The sequence below is a fragment of the Microbacterium sp. 01T413_2 genome (assembly GCF_056398985.1).
In genome coordinates this window covers 80,890-99,554 of the sequence record NZ_JBFTQL010000001.1, presented here as the reverse complement: position 1 = coordinate 99,554, position 18,665 = coordinate 80,890, and the positions used below count along the sequence as shown (strand labels likewise).

The following is an 18,665-nucleotide window of genomic DNA, read 5'->3' as shown; positions in this document are numbered from 1 at the left end:
CTCAGCGCGCTTCGCGCCGCACGTGCGCGGTGAGCCGGCACAGGATCTCCTCGCCCACAGTGCCGATCGCCTCCGCGAGGGTCGTCGGCGTGCAGTCCCCGTGGGCGCCACGGCCGAACAGCACCACCTCGTCGCCGACGGCGGCGTCGTCCCAGCCGGCCACACGCACCGTGTCCGCGCCGACGGCCAGGAGCGCGCGAGCTCCGGCGGGAGTGCCCACCTGCACGCGCCCGGCGAGGATGCTCGGCAGCCCGTCGAAGGATCCGACCCCGACGATGACCTCGTCGCCCTCGACCCGCAGCACCGGTGCGACGAGCTCGGCCGCGGGGGCGATCCCGGGCAGGTCGGGTCCGTCGGCGGAGCGCACGCCGAAGCAGAAGGCGCCCACACGCACGAGCGTGCCGCGCAGCTCGGGACGAGCCCAGGTGGCAGCGGACGCCGTGAGGTGCCGGTACGGCAGCTCTGCGCCGAGCTCGCCGGCACGTCGCACGGCCGCGAGGAAGAGCTCCTGCGCGGCGTCATCCTCGTCATCGCTCGCCTCGGCGAGGTGGCTCCACGCACCTACGAGCAGCACGTGCCCATCCTTCTGCGCGCGCAATGCCGCAGCGACGCCTTCGTCCCACTCCACGGCCGACAGTCCGTTGCGGTGCAGCCCGGTGTCGATCTTGAGATGGATGCGCGCGACGGCACCGAGTACCGCTGCCCGCGCGATCACCCGGCGCAGATACTCGAGCGTTCCCACGCCGAGGTCCACGTCGGCTCGCAGCGCTGCATCGATCTCCGCATCAGCGGAAGTCGCCCAGGCGAACAATCGGGGCGCCGCACCGATCTCGCCACGCAGCCGGATCGCGGTGGGGATGTCGTAGGTTCCGAACCATCCGACGCCTGCGTCCGCCGCGACCCTGGCCGCCCAGATGGCGCCGAGACCGTATCCGTCGTCCTTGAGGACCATCATCAGGGTGGAGGGGGCGACGCGCGCGGTCACCGCCGCGATGTTCGCCCGCAGCACGCCCTGGTCCACCCGCAGCACGGGCCCGGTCATGCCTCCCATGCGCGCTCCGTCCGCTGCCCGACGACCGCCACCAGCTCATCGACGCCCATGCCGGTGATCCGCGCCCAGTCCGCGACTCCGGCCGACAACGGGCCGGATCCGCCGAAGTACGTCACCTCGGCGCCCACGGCGACGTCGGCCTCGCCGATGTCCACGACGCAGACGTCCATCGCGATCCGGCCGACGATCGGGTGCACCACGCCGTCGATCTCGACCGCGGCCCTGCTGCCGAGCGCACGCACGACCCCCTGCGCGTAGCCACCGGTGACGAGTGCCAGACGAGAGTCCTCCGGAGCGCGATGGATGTAGCCGTAGGAGACGCCGTCTCCGGCCGCGATGTCCTTGGTCGAGAGCACGCGCCCTGCCACGCGCATCACCGGCCGGCCCGGCAGCGCACCGGTCGCATCCGGCAGGCCGTACAGCAGGCGCGGATCCAGCTCGGGTGCCTCCGTGCAGGTCGCGTCGATGGCTTCCGCACGCAGCAGCGCGACGTCGTCCGCATCGTCCACACGCACGGCGCGCGCACCGGCTGCGGTGACGACCCGGGCCACCTCGAGGAGGCCATGCCCCCAGGCATCACGGCGAAGATCGGCGACGCCCGCTCCCCCGGTGGTGACGGCTGCAGCCGCCCCGTCCTCGAGCGCGGATCGCGAGATCACCGAACGCAGCATCGCACTCTGCGCAAGCGTGTCGGGGAGCGGCTCGTTCACCGTTCCAGCCTACCCAGGCGGATCCGGCCGGGTCCGCCCGACGCCGGCGCCCGGGGGTTCTCGGAGGCGGGCCACCTAGAATGGACCGGTCCCCGCCCGATCTCCCCGGAGTACGCATGCCCTCGAACGGCCTCGGCCTCAAGTCCCGTCTCGGCTACCTCGCCGAGCGCGCCCGTCGCATCAACGTCGGCTCGGTGATCGAGCGCGCCAAGGAGGCGTCCGCGCAGCACGGCAAGGCCGTCCCCGCCGTCGTGGTGGACATGCTGTGGTCGGCCGGCCGGCACAATGTCGGCTTCCAGGACTACATCGACTACGACTTCGCGATCCTGAACAGGGCCGAGCGCGCCACATACATGACGCACCCTGTGTCGAACCAGATCTCGGAGCGCTACGCCCACCCCGATTACCGGCACCTGTTCCACGACAAGATCGAGTTCGACGAGAAGTTCTCCGACTTCCTCCGTCGCGAATGGATGGTCGTCAAGCCGGGCAACGCCGACGAGCTGCGCGACTTCGTGCAGCGTCAGGGCACCGTCATCGTGAAGACGCCGATGGGCCAGGCAGGATCCGGCGTGTTCCGTTACCACGCCGCAGAAATCACCGACTGGGACGCGTTCCACGCCGACCTGCTCGGCAAGGGTCGTCTGCTCGTCGAGGAGGTCATCCGACAGCACCCCGACCTCGCGGCCGTCTGCCCCGGCACCGTCAACACCACGCGCGTGACCGCGTTCTTCGACGGGGAGAAGACGCACATCCTCGCGATGGCGCAGAAGTTCGGCCGGGGCGAGGTCAGCGACCAGATGTCCTTCGGCGGCTTCTACACGATGCTCGACGACGACGGCCACGCCATCAGCGCCGGCTACGACTCGCACGGGCACGTGCACGAGCTGCACCCCGACTCCGGCTTCCGCATCGCCGACTTCCAGCTGCCGATGATCGACGAGGTCAAGGCGTTCATCGACCAGGTCGCGCGCGTGGTGCCCCAGGTGCAGTACGTCGGCTGGGACATCGTGGTCGGCCCCGACGGCCCCGTGCTCGTGGAGGGCAACTGGGGCGCCGGCGTGTACGAGAACAAGCCGAGCGTCTCGGGCATCCGCACCGGCCACAAACCGCGCTACCGGGCCGCCATCAAGTTCTGAGCGCGCCGTTCACGCGAAGAAGGCCGCCCCGTCATCATGACGGGGCGGCCTTCTTCGTGGATCCGGGTGGTCAGGCCGGGCGGATGATGCCCATCGGCGTCGACTCGGTGCCCTGGCCGAGCGGATTGTCCTTGAGGATCGCGACGAGGCGCTTCTCGGCGCCCTTCTCGAGCGTGGAGCCGAGGATGTTGCCGCCGAGGTCGTTGATGTCGACCACGGCCACATCGCACACCCCGCCGATCAGCCGCTGCATCTCGTGCGCCACCTCGCGCGGGCGCGCCGGCCCCAGCACGACCGAGCGGTCGTACGGCGGCATGGTGCCCTCCGTCGGTCCGTCGATCGCACGCGCCTTCTCGCCGGCGATCCGGTAGAAGTCGCCGCGCCGGCCGAACGCCTTGGTCACGGCGGACACCGCGGCCGCGAGCAGGATCCGGGGCGTGCCGCATTCGCGCAGCGCCATCTCCATCGTCTCGGGCATGCCGAGTCCGATCCCGTAGGGCGTGCGCGTCACGTACTTCGACAGGAAGTGCGCGAGCCGGCGCGGATGGATCTCCTCGAGCAGGAACGAGCGCCCCTGCGTGATGCCGACGATCTTCTCGGTGATGAACAGCAGGTCGCCCTTCTGCACCTCACCCGCGGCGTACTCGGTCACGACATCGCCGAGCACGTCGCCCGGCATGACGACCTTCGTGCGGATCGGGATCCGCAGCCAGCGCGTGCCCTCGACGGAGATCTCGAGGTTCTTGCCGTCGTTCGGCTTCGCCTCCGCGCTCACTCGAGGTAGTCCCGCAGCGACTGCGAACGGCTCGGGTGGCGCAGCTTCGCCATCGTCTTGGACTCGATCTGCCGGATCCGCTCGCGGGTCACACCGAACGTGTCGCCGATCTGGTCGAGCGTCTTGGGCTGGCCGTCGCCGAGGCCGAAGCGCATCCGGATCACGCCGGCCTCGCGCTCGGACAGCGAATCGAGCAGCTGCTCGAGCTGACGCTGCAGCATCGTGAAGCCGACCGCGTCCGCGGGGACCACGGCCTCGGTGTCCTCGATGAGGTCGCCGAACTCGCTGTCGCCGTCCTCGCCGAGCGGGGTGTGCAGGGAGATCGGCTCGCGGCCGTACTTCTGCACCTCGATGACCTTCTCGGGGGTCATGTCGAGCTCGCGGCTCAGCTCCTCGGGCGTGGGTTCGCGGCCCAGGTCCTGCAGCATCTGCCGCTGCACGCGGGCGAGCTTGTTGATGACCTCGACCATGTGCACGGGGATGCGGATGGTGCGGGCCTGGTCGGCCATGGCGCGGGTGATGGCCTGACGGATCCACCACGTCGCGTAGGTCGAGAACTTGAAGCCCTTGGTGTAGTCGAACTTCTCGACCGCGCGGATGAGACCGAGGTTGCCCTCCTGGATGAGGTCCAGGAACTGCATTCCACGGCCCGTGTACCGCTTCGCGAGCGAGACCACGAGTCGCAGGTTGGCGCCGAGCAGGTGGCTCTTGGCGCGCTGACCGTCGCGGGCGACCCACTGCAGGTCGAGTCCGAGCTGGCCGGTCTTCTCGGCCGCCGACATCGCCGAGAGCTTCTCCTCGGCGAACAGGCCGGCCTCGATCCGCATCGCGAGCTCGACCTCTTCGGCCGCGTTCAGCAGCGCGACCTTTCCGATCTGCTTCAGGTAGTCCTTGACCGGGTCGGCGGTGGCGCCGGTGATCTGCGTCGAGTAGACGGGGACGTCGTCCTCGTCGGTGGAGCTGATCCGGATCGCACCCGTGGGCAGCGGCTCGGTGAAGGCGGGCTTGCCGCCCTCCTCCTCGTCGCCCTCATCGTCCGCGGGGGCTTCCTCCGGAGCGGTCTCGCTCTCCGCCTCGTCCTTGCTCTTCGCCCTGGACGTCTTCTTGGCCGCCGGCTTCTTCGCCGCCGCCCTCTTCGGCGCGGCGGTCGCCGCGGCGTCGACGGCCTCGGCCGCGACCTCCTCAGGCTCGGCCTGGTCGCTCTTGGTCCGGGTGTTCTTCTTCGTGGCAGTCGTCACGTCTCGCCTTTCAACGGAGCGCTTGCGCAGGCGCCCTGTGGTTCTTGGCCTGTGGGCCTTGACAGCCCGTGCCCTTGCGGGCACTAGTAAGACCCTTGTCAAGTCCCCGACCTTGCGGAGAGGGTATTGACAACGGGTCGTCAGATAAGTATCGCACACTCTGCGGGCGCAGACACCGGATCCCGCATTCCGCCTGAATCCTCCCGGGACACTCCCGGAATCGCTCAGATCCGGCCGTTCTTGTCCTCGTCGCCACCGGGCCGGGTAGCCAGGAATCGCTCCAGCTCCGCGGCGAGCTCATCGGCGCTGGGGAGTGATCCCTCGTCGAAACGCGCAGGCGCCTCGTCCTCCAGCTCGAGCCCGGACATGTAAGCGTCATACCGGTGCTCAAGGGTCTGCACCATCTGGCCGAGCTCCTCGTTGTCACGCACCTGCTCGTCGACCCGCTCGAGATACTCCGCGCGCTTCTCCCGCAGCGCATCCGTCAGCAGCACCAGACCCGTGGCCGCCATGACCTTCTCGGCGGCGGTGAGAACAGCATCCGGATACTCGGTGTCGGCGAGATAGTGCGGCACGAGCAGGACGAAGCTCGCGACACTGCGCTCCGCCTGCACGAAGCGGTACTCCAGTAGATGGCCCGCCGTGCCGGGTACCTGCGTGCGCGGGCGCCACACCGAATGCGCCGCCGTGAGCTCGGCCCGGTTGCCGCTCGCGGTGACGCCGATCGGCCGGGTGTGCGGAACCGGCATCGCGATGGAGTGGACCCACGTGACGGTGGATACGTCGTACTCCGCGGCGAAGTCGAGGACCACATCGGCGAACGTGTTCCACGCGAAGTCGGGTTCGTAGCCGGCGAGAAGCAGGAACGGCCGCCCCAGCGCGTCGTGCGCCAAGGACAGCTCGAGCCGCGCGGGCTTCAGTTCCGCGATGTGGTCCTGATCGAAGGTGAGCACCGGGCGGCGCGCACGATAGTCCAGCAGCATGTCGTTGTCGAAGACCAGCACCGGCTGCGGATCGGTCGTCTCAGAAAGGTGATCGATGAGCCCCGACACCGCGGATCCCGCGTCCGTGAAGCCGGTCAGCAGGATGACGAGCGGCAGGCCGGACGGCACGCCGCCGGGGTAGGCGACGCGTTCGTGGATCTCTCCGGAGATGGGCATGCCTCCATGCTACGAGTCGCCCCGCCCCGCGGATCCGCTGAGCGCTGACAGCGAACACGCGGGCGGGGCCATCCTCTCTTCGTGCACGGCGCCGAACCTAGGATGGAACCCATGACGTCACCTGCGCTCGAGCTGCACACAGGCGCTCCGGCGGACGCGAACGCTGATGCGGTCGTGCTCGTCGTCGCCGGTCTCACGGACACCCCGGAAGACCTGTCCCCCTTCTCCACCACCCACGCCGCGCTGACCGCGGTCGGCTTCACCGGGAAGGCGGGCGCGTACGCGCGCATCCCCGCTCCCGAGGTCGCGGACGTCCCGGTCGCCGTCGTGAGCGCAGGTTCCGCGCCGGATGCGGATGCCGTGCGCGAGGCCGTCGGTGCCGCGCTGCGCACACTCACCGGGTTCGAGCGCGTCTTGGTGCTGCTCGGCGACGCCGTGGCCGAGTTCGCGACGGCTGCGGCCGAAGGCGCGCTGCTCGGCGGCTACCGCTTCGACGACTACCGCTCCGGCGAGCAGCCGAAGCGCGCCGGGACGGTCGTGCTGCATGCCGACCTCTCCCCCGACGACGTCGCGCACGCGACGGCGCTCGCCGGCGCTGTCGCGCTGACCCGCGATCTGGTCACCACCCCGGCCGAATGGCTGGGGCCGGCAGATCTGGCGGCGCGTGCCGTCGACGAGCTCTCCGGACTCGACGTCGCCGTCGAGGTGCTCGACGAGGCCGCTCTCGCCGCCGGGGGCTTCGGAGGCATCCTCGGTGTCGGTCAGGGATCCGACCGCCCGCCGCGCCTCGTGCGCCTCGACTACTCCCCCGCCGATGCGGTCAGCCACATCGCCCTCGTGGGCAAGGGCATCACCTTCGACACCGGAGGCCTGTCGCTCAAGCCGCCGGCGAGCATGGTCGGCATGAAGACGGACATGGCGGGTGCGGCCAGCATCCTCGCCGCGACCAAGGCCGTCGCGGCTCTCGGCCTGCCCGTCCGCGTGACCGCCTGGATGTGCATCGCGGACAACATGCCGTCCGGCTCGGCGATCCGCCCTGGCGATGTGCTGCGCTTCGCCGACGGGCAGACCGTGGAGGTGCTCAACACCGATGCGGAGGGGCGTCTCGTCCTCGCGGACGGGCTCGTCGCGGCGAGCCGTGAGCACCCCGACGTGATCCTCGACGTCGCGACTCTCACCGGCGCCATCATCGTCGCCCTCGGGATGCGCCACACCGGCGTCTTCGGCGACGACGACACCGTGCAGGAGGTGCTGACCGCGGCGGCCTCGACCGGTGAGGCCGCCTGGCACATGCCGCTCCCCGAGCACATGGAGGACGAGCTGAAGTCGCCGATCGCCGACCTGGTGAACGCCAAGATCGGCGACCCTGCCGGCGGCGCCCTCTTCGCGGGCCTGTTCCTGCGCCGCATGGTCGGACGCACCTCCGACGAGGCCGACGCACCGCGCATCCCCTGGGCGCACCTCGACATCGCCGGATCGTCCGAGCACAAGGGCGCCCCGTACGGCTTCACCGACAAGGGCGCCACAGGGGCGATCGTGCGCACGCTGATCGCCTTCGCCGAGGCCCGCGCGAACGGAGTACACGCATGACCGCTCACGCCTTCGACATCGTGATCCTCGGCGGCGGCAGCGGCGGGTACGCCGCGGCGCTCCGCGCCGCCGAACTGGGCAAGTCCGTCGCGCTGATCGAGAAGGACAAGGTCGGCGGCACCTGCCTGCACCGCGGATGCATTCCCACCAAGGCGCTGCTGCACTCGGCGGAGATCGCCGAGAACGTCCGCGATGCCGCGAAGTACGGCGTCGGCGCTTCCTTCGACGGGATCGACCCGGCCGGTGTCCGCTCCTATCGGGAGGGGATCGTCGCCAAGAAGTACAAGGGTCTCGAGGGCCTCATCAAGGCGCGCGGCATCACCGTCGTCGGCGGCGAGGGCGTTCTGCGTCCGGACCGGACCATCGCGGTCGGGGACGACGTGTACACCGGATCCGATGTGATCCTCGCGACCGGGTCGTACAGCCGCTCGCTGCCCGGCCTGGAGATCGGCGGACGGATCCTCACCAGCGAGCAGGCGCTCGCACTCGAAGAGGTGCCTCAGCGCGTCGTCATCCTCGGCGGCGGTGTGATCGGCGTCGAGTTCGCGAGCGTCTGGCGCTCCTTCGGCGCCGAGGTCACGATCGTCGAGGCGCTCGACCACCTCGCCCCCAACGAGGACATCGCGCTGAGCAAGGGGCTCGAGCGCGCGTTCCGCCGGCGGGGCATCACCTACTCACTGGGCGTGCGGTTCGCGAGCGCCGCCCAGACCGAGCACGCCGTCACCGTGACTCTGGAGAACGGCACCGCCTACGAGGCCGACTACCTGCTCGTGGCCGTCGGCCGGGGCCCGGCCACGGCGGGCCTCGGCTTCGAGGAGGCCGGCGTCGCCATGGACCGTGGTTTCGTGCTCACTGACCCCGAGCTGCGCACGAACGTCGACCACGTCTGGGCGGTCGGCGACATCGTGCCAGGGCTTCAGCTCGCGCACCGCGGGTTCCTGCAGGGCATCGCCGTCGCCGAGCGCATCGCGGGGCTGAGCCCTGCAGTGATCCCGGATGCGCAGATCCCCCGCGTCACGTACTGCAGCCCGGAGGTCGCCTCGGTCGGGGTGACCGAGGCCGCAGCGATCGAGGCGCTGGGCGCCGATGGGGTCGTCGCCTACGAGTACAACCTCGCCGGCAACGGCAAGAGCGAGATCATCGGCACGGCCGGGCTCGTCAAGGTCGTGCGCCAGAAGGACGGCCCCATCCTGGGCGTTCATCTGCTGGGCGACCGTGTCGGAGAACTCATCACCGAGGGGCAACTCGCGGTGAGCTGGGATGCGCACCCCGAGGACATCGCCCCGCTGATCCACGCCCACCCGACGCAGAGCGAGGCTCTCGGCGAGGCGTTCCTCGCCCTCGCCGGCAAGCCACTTCACGCATTGTGAAAGATTTCTTGCGCATCGTGGAATTCAAGGCTGGGCTGAACGCCCTGTTGCCCACTAAGCTGAACACCATCACGAACTTCCTTAAGGAGACTCCGTCATGAGCACACCCGTGGTCCTTCCCGCCCTCGGCGAAAGCGTCACCGAGGGCACTGTGACCCGTTGGCTCAAGCAGGTGGGCGACACCGTCCAGGCCGACGAGGGCCTGCTCGAGATCTCGACCGACAAGGTCGACACCGAGATCCCCTCGCCGGTCAGCGGCGTGATCGAGGAGATCCTCGTCGCCGAGGACGACACCGTCGAGATCGGTGCGATCCTCGCCCGTATCGGTGACGGCTCGGGCGCATCGGCTCCCGCCGCCCCCGCTGCCGAGGCCGCTCCCGCCGCCGAAGCACCGGCTGCCGAGGCGCCCGCACCTGCCGCCGAGCCCGCACCTGCCGCTCCGGCTGCCGCTCCCGCCGCGTCTTCGGACGCCACCGACGTGCGCCTCCCCGAACTGGGCGAGAGCGTCACCGAGGGCACCGTGACCCGCTGGCTGAAGCAGGTCGGCGATGACGTGGCCGTGGACGAGCCGCTGCTGGAGATCTCGACCGACAAGGTCGACACCGAGATCCCCTCGCCCGTCGCCGGCACGCTGCAGGAGATCCTGGCCGCCGAGGACGAGACCATCGCCGTCGGCGCGGTGCTCGCTCGCATCGGCAGCGGCGCTCCGGCTGCTGCCGCACCGGCAGCCGAGCCGGCCCCGGCTCCCGCAGCCGCTGCACCGGCACCTGCCCCCGCCGCTCCCGCAGCTGCGCCGGCACCTGCCCCCGCTGCACCCGCCGCTGCTCCCGCACCCGCCGCTGCACCCGCACCGAGCGCCGCGACGCCGGCACCGGCAGCTCCGGCTGCCACCGACGCCGGCTCCGACTCGGTGTACGTGACGCCGCTCGTGCGCCGTCTCGCCGCCGAGAAGGGCGTCGACCTGGCGTCGATCACCGGCACCGGCGTGGGCGGACGCATCCGCAAGGAGGATGTGCTGAATGCCTCCGCGACCCCGGCTGCGGCACCCGCTGCAGCCGCCGCACCGGCGAAGGCCCGTGAGATCTCGCCGCTGCGCGGGACCACCCAGCCGATGTCGCGTCTGCGCAAGGTGCTCGCCGAGCGTGCTGTCGCATCCATGCAGCAGACCGCTCAGCTGACCACGGTGGTCGAGGTCGACGTCACGAAGCTCGCCGCGTACCGCGACGAGGTCAAGGGCTCGTTCCAGCAGAAGACCGGCGACAAGCTCTCGTTCCTGCCGTTCTTCGCCCTCGCTGCCGCCGAGGCTCTGCAGGAGTTCCCGATCGTGAACGCCACGGTGGACGGCACGGACATCGTGTACCCCGCGTCGGAGAACATCTCGATCGCGGTGGACACCGAGCGCGGCCTGCTCACGCCCGTGCTGCGCGATGCCGGATCGAAGAACATCGCGCAGATCGCCCGGGAGATCGCCGATCTCGCGGCGCGCACCCGCGACAACAAGCTGAAGCCCGACGAGCTGGCCGGCGGCACCTTCACGCTGACCAACACGGGTTCGCGCGGCGCGCTGTTCGACACCCCTGTGGTGTTCCTGCCGCAGTCGGCGATCCTCGGCACCGGCATCGTGGCGAAGCGCCCCGGGGTGATCACGGTGGACGGCCAGCAGGCCATCGCGGTGCGGTCCTACGTCTACCTCGCTCTGTCGTACGACCACCGCACGGTCGACGGGGCCGACGCCGCACGGTTCCTGTCGTCGGTGAAGGCGCGCCTGGAAGCGGCGGACTTCGCCGCTCAGCTCGGCGCCTGACCACGCTCACGGGGCTCCGGTCCCTTCGGATGGCGGGTTCGCGATGTCGTACACATCGCGGATCCGCCATTCGGCGTCCCGGCGGATGATCACGACCATCTGCGCTCCCTCTTCGGAGGCGTTCCTGATCGCGGCGATATCGCCGTAGTCCTCGATCAGCACCGGCGGTTCGTCTGCCTCCCGCAGGTGCCGGGATGTGGTCGCACCGCCGTCCCACACCTCCGCGCACTCCGGCTGCGGGTGCACCTCGCAGTTCCGGCCCGCAGCGATCAGCTCTTCGCCGGCGGCCCGTGGATCCGATTGCGCCGACGCACCGAGGGTGCGGGTCCGTACAGGAGCGGCCGGCGTCGCTCCCCCGCGGTCAGGCAGCGTAGGAGACGGGGACGGCAAGGGCGGCCGTCCGGTCGACGATGGAACGGCCGGAGTCGCCGTGGACGGACGGTCGGCCGCGTCAGCACTGCCCGTGCCGGACGGCCACAATGCGCCGACCACAGCGATCACGGCGGCCGCCGACACGGCGACAAGAACTGGCCCCCTCCACCGCTTGCGTTCGACCGACCGATCCGGCCGCGATGCGGGGAGCCGGGACTGCACCCGGGCCGTTCTCCGGAACGGCATGACGCGCCCGGTACGTTCCCGCACATGGCCCAGGGCGTCGCGCAGCCGCAGCATCAGCAGCGGCCCGGGGGCGGAAGAGCGCCTGCCGCGTGCGTGGCGCCCCTTCGCCCCCGCGGGGCGATTCCGCTGCGCCACAACCTCCCGTCGCCCGTCGTCTCGTGCGGCGGTACGCAGGTCTCTCCGTCGCGGAGGACGGTCGCCTCCATGCGGCGACGTCCGCAAGGTGTCCCTCCTCTGGCTCCCGTCGTCAGGTTCCGGGACCCCGCCGACGTCCAGTCGCAACGCTCGCGGGGCGGCGATCTCGAGCAGTTCGCTTTCCCACCGCGCGGCTTCGACGCGGAGGCGGCGCGGATCATCCAGCGCGTCGGCGAGGCGTGTCAGCACGCGACGGAGCGCACGGTCCTCGATCCGCGCCTCGAGATCACGCAGCAGCCGTTCTCCGGTCTCGCGCGGCGATCCCCCGGCACCCGGCGAGTCGGCCGCTCCGATCGCGAACAGTGGACGCGCCTCATCGGTCAGCCACCAGCCGCCGTCCAGGCCTCCTTCGGCCTCATCGTCCGCACTCGAACGTGCGCCTGCACTCCGCTCGCCGGACGGCGCGTCCTGCGGGACCTCCAGCTCGAGCACACCGCGCAGCACGCTGACCGCGAGGGTCACCGCTTCACCGTGTCCGATCCCGCCGGTGTCCGCCGATTGCGCGAGGTGCGCACGCACGGTGCGCACGCACCACGGCAGCAGCACGTCCTGCCCATCCGGCCTCAGCGCGACATCGAGCGGCGCGGCCACGTGCTCGGCGCCGGCGAACACCCATCCGGCCCAGCCGTGCAGCTGCGCCGCATCGACCCGCACAGCCATGCCGTTCCTGCACGTGACGAGCTCGCCGTCATACGGACCCTCCCCCTCCGCGAGCACACGGACGGTGCGATGCGCACCCGTCACGGCGATGCCTCTGCTTCGTTCCGTCATGCCCCCATCCCAACGCGCCGGGATCCCTCACAACGGGGGCATCACGCAATCCGTGCACATTCCGGATCGCGAGCCCTCTGTGCAGGACGATGCTGTTCGCCCACCGCGTGTCCATCCGGGCCGTCACGGCCTCGCAGAATCGGTAGGCTGGAGGGTATGGCAAAAAGTCCCTCCGCGACGGAGAAGCAGCCCGGCTTCTTCTCGCAGCTGCGCTCGCTCTTCCGCTTCACCCGGGAGATCTACCCGTGGCTGCCCTGGGCGCAGATCGCGCTCCTGGTCGTCGGCGTCCTCGTCGGCCTGATCGTCGGCTACCTGATCCCCCCGTTCCAGATCTGGAGCCTCGTACTGTGGGGCATCACCGGCCTGCTGCTGGGTGTGCTGGGCGCCATGTTCCTGATGACGCGCCTGTCCACGACCGCGATGTACCGCAAGATCGACGGCATGCCCGGCGCGGCCGGCCATGTCCTCAGCACTTCGCTGGGCCGCAGCTGGCAGGGTTCCGAGGTCCCGGTCGGCGTGAACCCGAAGACGCAGGACGCGGTCTACCGCGCGATCGGTCGCGGCGGCATCGTGGTCGTCGCCGAGGGCGCGCGCGGCCGGCTCACCCGGCTCGTCAAGGATGAGAAGACGAAGGCGATGCGCGTGGCCCAGGGCGTGCCCGTGAACGTGTTCTACGTCGGTCACGGCGAGGACGAGGTCTCGATCGACAAGCTCTCCAAGACCATCAAGAAGTTGCCCAAGGCCATCGACAACGCGACCATGGCCGCCGTGATCAAGCGCATGGAGTCGGTCTCCCAGTCCGTCGCCTCGCTGCCGATCCCCAAGGGCATCGACCCGCTCAAGACGCGCGCACCGCGTCCGCGCTGAACCTGCTCCTGACGCGACGAGCGCCCGGTCCCCTTTCGGGGCCGGGCGCTCGTCGTATGGCCGATGGGACTCGCTCAGCCCGTGGTGTCCGGCATGTGCTCCTTCTGGAGCTTGCGCACCTTGGCCCGCCGGCGACGGCGCTCCGGGATCATCGAGCGCATCTCGTCGAGCTTGCCGAAGCACAGCAACCGGTCCTCGTCCTCGAGCACGACGTGCTTGCGCGGATTCGGGATCACCGTGACGCCGCGGTGCAGGGTGAGGACGGTGATGTCGCGATCCCACAGACCGAGGTCGCCGAGCTGCTTGCCGACCTGCTCCGCGCCGGCGTGGATCACGAGCTCGGCCACGCCGTAGCCGGTCGAGACGCTCAGGCGCTGGCGCACGTCGATCTCGGGGAAGTTCACCTGGTTGGCGATGAAGTCGATGATCGCGCCGGCCACGTCCAGCCCGGTCGCCGCCTCGATGCCCTGCAGGCCCGGCGAGGAGTTGACCTCCATGACCAGGGGCCCGTCCTCCCCCTCGAGCATGTCCACACCCGCCACGCGCAGCCCCATGATCTGCGCGGCCCGCACGGCCGTCTGCTCGTAGATCGGGTCGAGGTGCACGGCCTCGACGGTGCCCCCGCGGTGCACGTTCGAACGGAACTCGTCGCCGTTCGCCACGCGCCGCATGGCCGCGACCACCCGATCACCGACGACGAGGGCCCGGATGTCGCGGCCCCGGCTCTCCGAGATGAACTTCTGGATCAGCACGTTCTGCTTGGTGGAGTGCAACGTCTCGATGATCGCCTCGGCGACCTTGACCTGCGGGGCGAGGATGACGCCGATCCCCTGCGTGCCCTCGAGCAGCTTGATGACGACCGGCGCCCCGCCGACGCGTTCGATCGCAGGACGCACGTCGGCCCGGTTGCGCACGAACGCCGTGGGCGGCATCGCGATGTTGTGCCGGGAGAGGATCTGGTTCGCGCGGAGCTTGTCCCGCGCGCTGGAGATGCCGTTCGCGGTGTTCGGCGTGTAGACGTCCATCTGCTCGAACTGACGGACCACCGCCGTGCCGAAGTACGTGATCGAGTTGCCGATGCGCGGGAGGATCGCGTCGTAGTCGCTGAGACGGCGCCCGCGGAAGTGCAGATCCGGTTCGTCCGCCGTGAGGTCGATCGCGAAGCGCAGCGTGTTCAGCACCTTGATCTGGTGACCGCGCTGCGTCGCGGCGGCACGGAGGCGCTGGGTCGAGTAGGACTGCGGGGCGCGCGAGAGCACGGCGAGCTTCACGGTGATTTCCTGCCAGGATGTGTGTTGTGGACCGACCTACTCATTCAAGCACCCTAATCGGGTGGCGGGAGTGGGTGTCGCTCCCCGACGTCGGAATCCCCTGGATCAAGGCGAAGGTCGACACCGGGGCGCGAAGCTCATCGCTGCACGCCCAGCACATCCGCGAGTTCGAACGCGACGGCGCCCCGTGGGTGCGGTTCGACGTGCGCCCCTGGCAGGGCGCGCACGAACTGGTCCCGGTGGAGCTGCCGGTGTTCGACCGCCGCGACGTGCGCTCCTCATCCGGGCACGCGCAGAGCCGCCTGGTGGTGCTGCTCGATCTCGTGCTGGTCGACCACAGGGTCACCGCAGAGGTCACTCTCAGCAATCGCAGCGAGATGGGATTCCGGATGCTGATCGGCCGCGAGGCGCTGCGACAGGGCTTCACGATCGACCCGGCGCGCTCCTTCGTCGGAGGCAAGGCCCCGAAGACGTTCCGCCGCCTCAACCGCGGTCACGCCGCCGCCTGAAGGCTCTGCGGAGCCTTGCGCATCTCCTGCGCGATCGCGTCGTAGCCCGGCGCGTCAGGCGCGGATGAGCACCGTTCCGACCGCCTTGTCGTGCAGCCCGCGCTGATCCGCATCGAAGATCACGGCCGGGATCACGAAGACGAGCAGCAGGGTGCGCACGATCGGACGCCACAGGCCCACCCAGGAACCGTTCATCATGACCAGGCGCAGGCCCACGATCCGGTGCCCCGGGCTGCCGCCGATAGTCGGGATGAACACGATCTGCAGCACGGCGAACACGATCATCGGCGCGAACTGGGTGATGCCCGCCTCCTTCGGCAGGGCGAACTGCTGGAAGCCGAGGAACGCGCTCGCGATGATCGATGCCGCGGCGTAGTCGATCACGAGAGCGGCGATCCGTCGTCCGATCCGGCCGACGCTGCCCGGGCCGGTCTTCGGGAGACCGAGTCGTTCTCCGGGGTAGGTCTGCGCGGTGTCGGACATCCCTCCAGCCTAGGCGAGCGCGCTCCCTGATCCCGCCGCGGACGCCTCAGCCGCAGGCAGACCCGTAACACGCCGGAAACATTCCAGACACGGCCGCGTCATCCCCTGCTCGTAACCTGCTTGCAGGTCGCTCGACCGCACCCGTTCCTCCAGGAGTTGATGCATGTTCACCACCCCCGCCGACGTGCTCGCGTACATCCGCGACAACGACGTCAAGTTCCTCGACATCCGCTTCACCGACCTGCCCGGCGTGCAGCAGCACTTCAACATCCCTGCCGCGACGGTCGACGAGGACTTCTTCGCCAACGGCCAGCTGTTCGACGGCTCCTCGATCCGCGGCTTCGCGTCGATCCACGAGTCCGACATGCAGCTCATCCCCGACGTGACCACGGCCTACGTCGACCCGTTCCGCGAGGCCAGCACGCTCGTCATGGTCTTCGACATCTACAACCCGCGCACGGGTGAGATCTACAGCAAGGACCCGCGTCAGGTCGCCAAGAAGGCCGAGAAGTACCTCGCCTCGACCGGCATCGCCGACACCGCGTACTTCGCCCCCGAGGCGGAGTTCTACATCTTCGACGACGTGCGCTACTCGGTCACCGCCGGTGAGAGCTTCTACAAGGTCGACTCCGAGGAGGCCGCGTGGAACAGCGGCCGCGAGGAGGAGGGCGGCAACCTCGGCAACAAGACGCCGTTCAAGGGCGGCTACTTCCCCGTGGCGCCGGTGGACAAGACCGCCGACCTGCGCGACAACATGACGCTGAACCTCATCGACGCGGGGTTCCACCTCGAGCGCTCGCACCACGAGGTCGGCACGGCCGGTCAGCAGGAGATCAACTACCGCTTCGACACCATGGTGCACGCGGCGGACGACATCCTGAAGTTCAAGTACATCATCAAGAACACCGCTGAGGAGTGGGGCAAGACGGTCACGTTCATGCCGAAGCCGCTGTTCGGCGACAACGGATCCGGCATGCACACGCACCAGTCGCTCTGGCTGGACGGCAAGCCCCTGTTCTTCGACGAGAACGGCTACGGCCAGCTCAGCGACACCGCCCGCTGGTACATCGGCGGCCTTCTCAAGCACGCGCACGCGGTACTCGCCTTCACCAACCCGACCCTGAACAGCTACCACCGCCTGGTGAAGCACTTCGAGGCGCCGGTCAACCTGGCCTACTCCGCCGGCAACCGCTCCGCCGCGATCCGCATCCCGCTCACGGGCTCCAACCCGAAGGCCAAGCGCATCGAGTTCCGCGTTCCGGACGCCTCGGGCAACCCGTACCTCGCCTTCGCCGCGCAGCTCATGGCCGGCCTGGACGGCATCCGCAACCGCATCGAGCCGCTCGAGCCCATCGACAAGGACCTCTACGAGCTTCCCCCTGAGGAGGCCAAGAACATCCCGCAGGTGCCGAACTCCCTGCTGGACTCGCTCGAGGCTCTCCGCGCCGACCACGCCTTCCTGCTCGAGGGCGGCGTGTTCACCGAGGAGCTCATCGAGACCTGGATCTCCTACAAGTACAACAACGAGATCCTGCCGATGGCCCAGCGCCCGCACCCGTACGAGTACGAGCTGTACTTCGGCGTCTGACCCCCGATCCGACGAACGCCCTCGACCTTCATGGTCGGGGGCGTTCGTCGTTCCGCCCGGCACGGCGTGGTTCGTCGCGGCGGATTCACGGATATGCCAAGGTGAGGCCAGTCACCCCGGTGACTGCATCTCCGGCCCGCAGAGGAGTCAGCATGCTCACCCCCACCACCGTCAAGATCTCTTCCTGGATCTTCCTGATCGGCATCATCCTCGACGTCGTCGGCGCCGTCCTGATCATCATCGCGGGAGCGGCCGTCACCACGACCGGCGACTCCGCCACTGTCGCGGGCACCAGCGTCAACGGCACCGTCCTCATCGCCACGGGTGCCATCGCACTCGTGTTCGCGATCATCGAGCTGTTCATCCTCCGGAGGATGAAGACAGGCAGGAACTGGGCACGCATCGTGCTGACGGTCCTGGAGATCCTCTCGATCGGCTCACTGTTCAGCGGCACCAACGGCATCGGGATCCTCGCCCTCCTTCTCGGCATCGTCGCAGTCGTGCTCCTGTGGCTGCCCGCCTCGAACACCTACTTCCGCGGCGCCTGAGGTCTCGTGCGCTCGGCCCGGGCCGAGAGACCCCGGCACCTTCTCCGGTTCAGGCGCGGACCAGCAGCACTCCGGGACGGATGCCCGCGGTGAAGGAGCGCACCTGGCCGCGCTCCTCGCCGTCGATCTGGAAGGGCTGCGGGGGCGCCAGCTCCACTCTGATGCGCTGCGCCGAAGCATGCCGCACCACGTCGGTGCTGGTCGTCTCGCCACCGAGAAGCCTGCGCAGACCGTTGTCCCAGACGACGGTGCGCACCGTCTCGAACCAGTCCGCCACGCCCTCCGCGCTGACGAGAAGGAGATCCAGCCGCCCGTCGTCCGGCACGGCGTCGGGAAGCAGGGTGATCCCGCCTTGGATCATGCCGCAGTTGCCGATCATGAGGGTGTGGATCCGCGCCCGGTCCGCGTGCTCCCCGTCCAGGGCGAGCTCGACGGAGACGAGCTCGGTCCCGGCGGCCGCGGCGCCCAGCGCCTTCACATAGGCGAGCCAGCCGGCCTTCGCCTTGAGCTCCTCGTCGGTCTCCTCGAGCATGCGCGCATCGAGCCCGAGGCCGGCCATCACGACGAACACGTGCTCTCCCGGAGCGTCACCCTCGCTCACCTCGATGGTGCCCACGTCGATGCGGCGCGGCTCTGCGGTGAGCGCGTGGGCGACCGCGGCCGCGACCCCGTCCAGCGGCACGCCCAGATTCCTGGCGAGCAGGTTGCCGGTGCCGTGCGGCAGGATCCCGAGAGCGGCATCGGTGCCGGCGAGCACCTCGGCCACTGCGCGGACCGTGCCGTCGCCACCCGCCGCGAAGACGAGCTCGCAGCCGGCATCGACCGCCTCCTGCGCCATCGCCCGTCCCGGGTCCTCCTCGGTCGTCAGGAAGAACCGGATGTCGGCATCGGAGATGTGCGCAGCGACCGCGGCGCGCACCTCATCCTCCGATTCGAGCTTCACCGGATTGCGGACCACGCCGATCATCGTCATGAGAC

The 18,665-nt window shown here is 69.7% G+C and carries 17 protein-coding genes; 8 read left to right on the top strand and 9 right to left on the bottom strand.

Annotation, left to right across the window (positions count from 1 at the left end; translation table 11 throughout):
* Nucleotide 1 precedes the first annotated feature (1 nt).
* Both AC1DMN_RS00495 and AC1DMN_RS00490 read right to left on the bottom strand, forming a co-directional pair.
* A complete protein-coding gene (locus tag AC1DMN_RS00495) occupies nucleotides 2–1,051 on the bottom strand; it encodes an alanine racemase (protein WP_477229028.1) in 1,050 nt (349 codons plus the stop codon).
* Nucleotides 1,039–1,761: an alanine racemase gene (locus AC1DMN_RS00490; RefSeq protein WP_441977814.1), complete on the bottom strand. Its 723-nt coding sequence runs from the start codon at nucleotides 1,759–1,761 to the stop codon at nucleotides 1,039–1,041. The genes AC1DMN_RS00495 and AC1DMN_RS00490 overlap by 13 nt, the downstream gene beginning before the upstream one ends.
* 116 nt (nucleotides 1,762–1,877) lie before the next feature.
* Between AC1DMN_RS00490 and AC1DMN_RS00485 the strand changes: the two genes are divergently transcribed.
* On the top strand, nucleotides 1,878–2,900 hold the full coding sequence (locus AC1DMN_RS00485; protein WP_477229027.1) for a sugar-transfer associated ATP-grasp domain-containing protein: 1,023 nt from the start codon (nucleotides 1,878–1,880) through the stop codon (nucleotides 2,898–2,900).
* A 70-nt stretch (nucleotides 2,901–2,970) separates the two neighbouring features.
* Here the strand turns inward: AC1DMN_RS00485 and AC1DMN_RS00480 are convergent, their stop codons facing one another.
* The 3 genes from AC1DMN_RS00480 to AC1DMN_RS00470 all read right to left on the bottom strand — a co-directional run bounded on the left by AC1DMN_RS00480 (nucleotide 2,971) and on the right by AC1DMN_RS00470 (nucleotide 6,073).
* Nucleotides 2,971–3,675 carry a coenzyme F420-0:L-glutamate ligase gene (locus AC1DMN_RS00480; RefSeq protein ID WP_441977816.1) on the bottom strand — a complete coding sequence of 235 codons (705 nt, stop codon included), beginning with the start codon at nucleotides 3,673–3,675 and terminating at the stop codon, nucleotides 2,971–2,973.
* Complete coding sequence (locus tag AC1DMN_RS00475; protein ID WP_441977817.1) at nucleotides 3,672–4,913, bottom strand: RNA polymerase sigma factor; 1,242 nt, start codon at nucleotides 4,911–4,913, stop codon at nucleotides 3,672–3,674. The genes AC1DMN_RS00480 and AC1DMN_RS00475 overlap by 4 nt, the downstream gene beginning before the upstream one ends.
* A 224-nt stretch (nucleotides 4,914–5,137) precedes the next feature.
* On the bottom strand, nucleotides 5,138–6,073 hold the full coding sequence (locus tag AC1DMN_RS00470) for a proteasome assembly chaperone family protein (RefSeq protein WP_441977818.1): 936 nt from the start codon (nucleotides 6,071–6,073) through the stop codon (nucleotides 5,138–5,140).
* A 111-nt stretch (nucleotides 6,074–6,184) separates the two neighbouring features.
* On the opposite strand from AC1DMN_RS00470, the gene AC1DMN_RS00465 reads away from it, so the two are divergent.
* The 3 genes from AC1DMN_RS00465 to sucB all read left to right on the top strand — a co-directional run bounded on the left by AC1DMN_RS00465 (nucleotide 6,185) and on the right by sucB (nucleotide 10,837).
* Complete coding sequence (locus AC1DMN_RS00465; RefSeq protein WP_477229026.1) at nucleotides 6,185–7,663, top strand: leucyl aminopeptidase; 1,479 nt, start codon at nucleotides 6,185–6,187, stop codon at nucleotides 7,661–7,663.
* On the top strand, nucleotides 7,660–9,033 hold the full coding sequence (lpdA, locus tag AC1DMN_RS00460) for a dihydrolipoyl dehydrogenase (RefSeq protein WP_477229025.1): 1,374 nt from the start codon (nucleotides 7,660–7,662) through the stop codon (nucleotides 9,031–9,033). The genes AC1DMN_RS00465 and lpdA overlap by 4 nt, the downstream gene beginning before the upstream one ends.
* A gap of 97 nt (nucleotides 9,034–9,130) precedes the next feature.
* Nucleotides 9,131–10,837, top strand: a complete 1,707-nt coding sequence (sucB, locus tag AC1DMN_RS00455; protein WP_477229024.1) for a 2-oxoglutarate dehydrogenase, E2 component, dihydrolipoamide succinyltransferase — start codon at nucleotides 9,131–9,133, stop codon at nucleotides 10,835–10,837.
* A gap of 6 nt (nucleotides 10,838–10,843) precedes the next feature.
* On the opposite strand, the gene AC1DMN_RS00450 is transcribed toward sucB, so the two are convergent.
* Nucleotides 10,844–12,421: a hypothetical protein gene (locus tag AC1DMN_RS00450; RefSeq protein WP_477229023.1), complete on the bottom strand. Its 1,578-nt coding sequence runs from the start codon at nucleotides 12,419–12,421 to the stop codon at nucleotides 10,844–10,846.
* Between the two features lie 156 nt (nucleotides 12,422–12,577).
* On the opposite strand from AC1DMN_RS00450, the gene AC1DMN_RS00445 reads away from it, so the two are divergent.
* Nucleotides 12,578–13,288 (top strand): DUF4191 domain-containing protein, encoded by a 711-nt coding sequence (locus AC1DMN_RS00445; protein WP_440731879.1) that lies wholly within the window; start codon nucleotides 12,578–12,580, stop codon nucleotides 13,286–13,288.
* 74 nt (nucleotides 13,289–13,362) lie between these two features.
* Here AC1DMN_RS00445 and AC1DMN_RS00440 read toward each other — a convergent pair whose 3' ends face one another.
* Nucleotides 13,363–14,559: a RimK family alpha-L-glutamate ligase gene (locus tag AC1DMN_RS00440; protein ID WP_440731880.1), complete on the bottom strand. Its 1,197-nt coding sequence runs from the start codon at nucleotides 14,557–14,559 to the stop codon at nucleotides 13,363–13,365.
* A 17-nt stretch (nucleotides 14,560–14,576) separates the two neighbouring features.
* Here AC1DMN_RS00440 and AC1DMN_RS00435 point away from each other — a divergent pair, with 17 nt between their 5' ends.
* The gene (locus AC1DMN_RS00435) at nucleotides 14,577–15,068 is read left to right on the top strand and encodes an ATP-dependent zinc protease family protein (protein WP_440731881.1); all 492 of its coding nucleotides are present in this window, start codon (nucleotides 14,577–14,579) and stop codon (nucleotides 15,066–15,068) included.
* Between the two features lie 54 nt (nucleotides 15,069–15,122).
* On the opposite strand, the gene AC1DMN_RS00430 is transcribed toward AC1DMN_RS00435, so the two are convergent.
* Nucleotides 15,123–15,551 (bottom strand): RDD family protein, encoded by a 429-nt coding sequence (locus AC1DMN_RS00430; protein ID WP_477229022.1) that lies wholly within the window; start codon nucleotides 15,549–15,551, stop codon nucleotides 15,123–15,125.
* Between the two features lie 163 nt (nucleotides 15,552–15,714).
* On the opposite strand from AC1DMN_RS00430, the gene glnA reads away from it, so the two are divergent.
* Complete coding sequence (gene glnA / locus AC1DMN_RS00425; RefSeq protein WP_441977825.1) at nucleotides 15,715–17,139, top strand: type I glutamate--ammonia ligase; 1,425 nt, start codon at nucleotides 15,715–15,717, stop codon at nucleotides 17,137–17,139.
* Between the two features lie 152 nt (nucleotides 17,140–17,291).
* On the top strand, nucleotides 17,292–17,687 hold the full coding sequence (locus AC1DMN_RS00420) for a hypothetical protein (protein WP_477229021.1): 396 nt from the start codon (nucleotides 17,292–17,294) through the stop codon (nucleotides 17,685–17,687).
* Nucleotides 17,688–17,736: 49 nt separating this feature from the next.
* Here the strand turns inward: AC1DMN_RS00420 and AC1DMN_RS00415 are convergent, their stop codons facing one another.
* Nucleotides 17,737–18,660, bottom strand: coding sequence for a diacylglycerol/lipid kinase family protein (locus AC1DMN_RS00415; protein ID WP_477229020.1), 924 nt, complete (start codon nucleotides 18,658–18,660; stop codon nucleotides 17,737–17,739).
* Nucleotides 18,661–18,665: the final 5 nt, after the last annotated feature.

Coding starts and splice junctions, on each gene's coding strand:
- AC1DMN_RS00495 (WP_477229028.1), bottom strand. CDS start 1,051: ATGGGAGGCATGACCGGGCCCGTGCTGCGGGTGGACCAGGGCGTGCTG.
- AC1DMN_RS00485 (WP_477229027.1), top strand. CDS start 1,878: ATGCCCTCGAACGGCCTCGGCCTCAAGTCCCGTCTCGGCTACCTCGCC.
- AC1DMN_RS00470 (WP_441977818.1), bottom strand. CDS start 6,073: ATGCCCATCTCCGGAGAGATCCACGAACGCGTCGCCTACCCCGGCGGC.
- AC1DMN_RS00465 (WP_477229026.1), top strand. CDS start 6,185: ATGACGTCACCTGCGCTCGAGCTGCACACAGGCGCTCCGGCGGACGCG.
- lpdA (WP_477229025.1), top strand. CDS start 7,660: ATGACCGCTCACGCCTTCGACATCGTGATCCTCGGCGGCGGCAGCGGC.
- sucB (WP_477229024.1), top strand. CDS start 9,131: ATGAGCACACCCGTGGTCCTTCCCGCCCTCGGCGAAAGCGTCACCGAG.
- AC1DMN_RS00450 (WP_477229023.1), bottom strand. CDS start 12,421: ATGACGGAACGAAGCAGAGGCATCGCCGTGACGGGTGCGCATCGCACC.
- AC1DMN_RS00445 (WP_440731879.1), top strand. CDS start 12,578: ATGGCAAAAAGTCCCTCCGCGACGGAGAAGCAGCCCGGCTTCTTCTCG.
- AC1DMN_RS00435 (WP_440731881.1), top strand. CDS start 14,577: ATGTGTGTTGTGGACCGACCTACTCATTCAAGCACCCTAATCGGGTGG.
- AC1DMN_RS00430 (WP_477229022.1), bottom strand. CDS start 15,551: ATGTCCGACACCGCGCAGACCTACCCCGGAGAACGACTCGGTCTCCCG.
- glnA (WP_441977825.1), top strand. CDS start 15,715: ATGTTCACCACCCCCGCCGACGTGCTCGCGTACATCCGCGACAACGAC.
- AC1DMN_RS00420 (WP_477229021.1), top strand. CDS start 17,292: ATGCTCACCCCCACCACCGTCAAGATCTCTTCCTGGATCTTCCTGATC.
- AC1DMN_RS00415 (WP_477229020.1), bottom strand. CDS start 18,660: ATGACGATGATCGGCGTGGTCCGCAATCCGGTGAAGCTCGAATCGGAG.